At 67.1% G+C, this 1,704-nt stretch carries 1 protein-coding gene; it reads right to left on the reverse strand.

The annotated features are described in order from the left end of the window. Positions 1–35: 35 nt before the first annotated feature. Positions 36–1,643 (reverse strand): ISL3 family transposase, encoded by a 1,608-nt coding sequence (locus ACFVXC_RS42425; RefSeq protein WP_389917196.1) that lies wholly within the window; start codon positions 1,641–1,643, stop codon positions 36–38. Positions 1,644–1,704: the final 61 nt, after the last annotated feature.

Raw genomic sequence — 1,704 nt, forward strand, 5'->3', positions numbered from 1 at the left:
GGCTCTGTCGCTGATTTGGGGGTGCGACTGGTGGATCACGGCGAGAGGAGGATGCGGCGTCGTAGGAGATCGAAGTTGGCCCGGCCGTACATCTGTCTCTTCAGCAGCTTGATTCTGGTGACGTTGCCCTCGACCGCTCCGGAGGTGAGGGTGGTGGTCAGGGCCGCGAGGACGGCTGCCCGGTCGCGCCGTATCCCAGCGGCCAGGGTGCGGAGTTCTCGCTGTCCGTCGAGGCGGACGTCGGCAAGCCAGACGTCGAGGGCCAGGTGCTCGTTGCGGTGTTCGCGCACCATCGTGGCCAGGCGGCGCGCGTACTGGGCGGTCGTGCCCAGAGCGGGGCTGCGTTCACACAGTTCGTCGAGACACTTGCGCTCGGCGTCGGTGAGATGCTCGGGCCGTCGCATGATCCAGTTGGTGACGCGTCGGACGGTCAGATGTGGCAGCGGGGCGTCTGTGGGAATCGCCCCGGTCCGGTAGGGCCGCAGGTGGCGGCGGACAGAGTTGACGTTGCCGCGGTAGCCCAGCTGCTGGATCTCCCGTGTCAGTGCGGCGGCGTTGGTGCAGCCTTCCATCCAGCGGTGGTGCAGGTAAATACGGTAGTCGTCGATTGTGCTGGGTCGCTGGGTGGCTGCGGCGAGGAGTTCTTCCACCTCGGTGGCGCGGGCGAAGCGGAGCACGGTGCCGCGGCTGAGGTGGAGTTCACGGGCGATGGCCCGCAGGCTGTCGCCGCGCTGGATGCGCTCGTGGATCTGCTGGTGGCGTTCGCGGGTGCGGGTGACCAAGGGGCGGATGCGTCCGTGGATGTCCAGTTCGCGCGAGGCGGCGACCGGGGGCACGAACGTGTCGCCCTGACTGGATCGGGCTGTCAAGGGTTCGCGCAGTTCGACGCGGTGTCGGCCGACGATGCGTTCGACGGCCTCGGCCAGGTTGTGCAGCAAGTGCCAGGCGTCGGCCACTTGCCGGGCTTGTGGGGCGCCCGCGCAGGTGCCGTCCCGAAAGGTGCCGGCGCGGTCGCGGCAGACGGTCCGCACCTCGGGGTGGCCGCGCAGCCAGGCAGCGAGAGTGTTCGCGGCGCGGTCTACGAGGACATCAACGGGGCGGTGTGTATGCATGTCGATCAGGATCGTCGCGTAGGTGTGACCGCGGCGTATGGCGAACTCGTCAACGCCCAGGCACGGAACGGTCCGATGCAGAGGTTCGGGAAGTGCACGAATGAGACGGAGGAGTGAATCTTTGCTGGTGGTGATGGCCATTCGTCGGGACAGACGTGTTCCTGGACGTCCGCCCAGAAACAGGGCGATGTCGGTGAGCTGAGCAGTGAGGGCGTTCGTGCGACGTGCATATCGACGGGTCAGGGCCGGGACCTGCTCGGCAAACGTTCTGCGGCCGCAACGGTCGTTGTGGCACACGAGACGACGTGCCCGCAGATCGACCAGCACTCTGTGGCCGGCGACAGGGCGGTCTGCGAGAGCCCGCTGGTAGTAGCAGTGCACCCGTGAAGATCTCCGCCCACACCCCGGGCAGGCCGTCGAGCACGCCGGAGACCGTACGACAAGCCGGACCTCGGATTCCCCGAGGACCACCTTCTCGAACTTCACCCCGATGCCCGGCAGAAGTACATCAGCGACGCTTACCGCATCCATCACACACAGGTGATGCCCATCCGTCCGCAGCCCGGAGAACCCCCAAATCAGCGACAGAGCC

Origin of the sequence: Streptomyces sp. NPDC058257, from assembly GCF_042881845.1 — a bacterium.
Classification (GTDB): Bacteria; Actinomycetota; Actinomycetes; order Streptomycetales; family Streptomycetaceae; genus Streptomyces.